We start from the raw sequence: 1,641 nt of genomic DNA, 5'->3' as shown, positions 1-1,641 counted from the left end.
GCTTGTCGGTGAGGACGGCCGGCCGGAGCGGGCCTCGCCGAGCGGCACGAGCTCGGCCCCATACCCCCGCCCCCGGCTGCGGTCGACCACGATCCCCCAGCCGGGGCGCGGGCTTCATCCGGCACCACGAGAGGAAACGCAATGCCTGTAGAGATGCCCAGCCCGGAGCTGGTGGCCGAGGGCGCGATCCAGATCCTTAGCCTGCTCAAGGGCGACCAGGAATTCGACGCCTTCCGCGCCGCCAGCCTGAACTATTCCGACGACTGGCAGTGCTTCACCGGCTTCCCGGTCGTCTCCGAATGGAAGCTGGAGAAGGACGCAGCGCCGCTGTTCGAGGAGGGCCTGCGCGCCCTCGCGCTGAAGGCCGCGGTCCACGGGCTCACCGGCAACGAGCAGGCCGCCGAGATCGCCATCGCCGTACCGGTCGATGAGATGACCCACGCCATGCTCGCGCAGGCCCAGCTCCTGACCCGAATCGCCGATCACAACCAGATCGCGATCATCCACCAGACCGACCAGGAACACACCGACTACACGGCCGACTCGTACACGGCCGAGTGCTACCGGTCCGCCTGGGGCGAGCCGCCCGCACGCTACTGGCTCGGCCACGAGGAGGTCATCCAGCGCCGTTCGGTCCTGGCGAGTCTCTACGAGACGATCGGTATGGGGCGGTCCGGCCGAGAGCACGCCATCCGGTTCGAAGAGCTGACCACGGCTAGTTGAGCGCAGCCCTCAGCACCGCCACAACGTCCAGGCCGGGGTCCGAGGCTCGCAGGATGTCCATCGCGCGCTCGATCACCTCGTCGCAGGCGTCCGGCGGTACTGCGGTCAGCGCGGCCCGCACCCACACCGCGACCTCCGCGGCATCGGCCGGCGGGGGCACTTCCCACGGCAGCGGGAGCCCGTCAGTGGCGTACGGGGCGGCCGGGAGTCCTACTCGCTCAGGGTGGACGCACACGGGCACCCCGGCCGCAGTGAAGCGGTGGCCGGTGGTCTGGTCGAAAGGGCAGTCGCGGGACGGCCGCTCGTGGACATCGAAGGCTCCGCCAGGCAGGCGCAGGCTGGGGCAGATCCCGCACACGGGTCGCTCACCGTCCCGAGAGAAGGGCTCTCCGCTTGTCTCCAGCACCGGCAACCTCCACCCAATTCGCCCGCCAACCTGAGCCTAGCGACACGGGGCGTGCACACGTGGACACAGGCGGATCCTGGACCGCCGACACTGGGACATTCCCTGACCTCAGACACGCCTACCGGCAGGTAGACGCATGAGTCATTGAGCAGGGCAATGATCGTCGCTGCCGCGCAACCACCTGATCGCCCCTCCCCCGCACTGCTCCCCAGGCGTGGGGGGAGGATCTTCGAGCCCCGACCCTTTCCCGGCCGGGGCTCGACTGCATTGCGGTCAGGCCATTTGCTACTCACTGGACGGCCAACCCGGGAAGATCACTGAGCCCCGTTTGGCCCGGGCCAAACCGCACCTCATTGAGACGATGAGCCCGTCATCCAGCGTCATCGAGTGACACCGAACAGACCGCATATGTCCAGATTCCAGGAATCACCGCAGGTCACAATGAGGCAAAGGATCTGGTTCGAGTCCCGTTACTCACCCTGCATGACTGAGGGCCTGACCTGCGCAAGCGG

The 1,641-nt window shown here is 67.9% G+C and carries 2 protein-coding genes; one reads left to right on the top strand and one right to left on the bottom strand.

Annotation, left to right across the window (positions count from 1 at the left end; translation table 11 throughout):
* Positions 1 to 141: 141 nt before the first annotated feature.
* Positions 142 to 723 carry a hypothetical protein gene (locus tag ACWDSL_RS53315; RefSeq protein WP_450496985.1) on the top strand — a complete coding sequence of 194 codons (582 nt, stop codon included), beginning with the start codon at positions 142 to 144 and terminating at the stop codon, positions 721 to 723.
* Here the strand turns inward: ACWDSL_RS53315 and ACWDSL_RS53310 are convergent.
* A complete protein-coding gene (locus ACWDSL_RS53310) occupies positions 716 to 1,081 on the bottom strand; it encodes a hypothetical protein (RefSeq protein WP_450496983.1) in 366 nt (121 codons plus the stop codon). The two genes, ACWDSL_RS53315 and ACWDSL_RS53310, sit on opposite strands and share 8 nt — an antisense overlap.
* Between the last annotated feature and the right edge of the window lie 560 nt (positions 1,082 to 1,641).

It is taken from the genome of Streptomyces sp. NPDC000941 (assembly GCF_053599555.1).
This window is presented reverse-complemented; position numbering and strand designations above follow the sequence as displayed.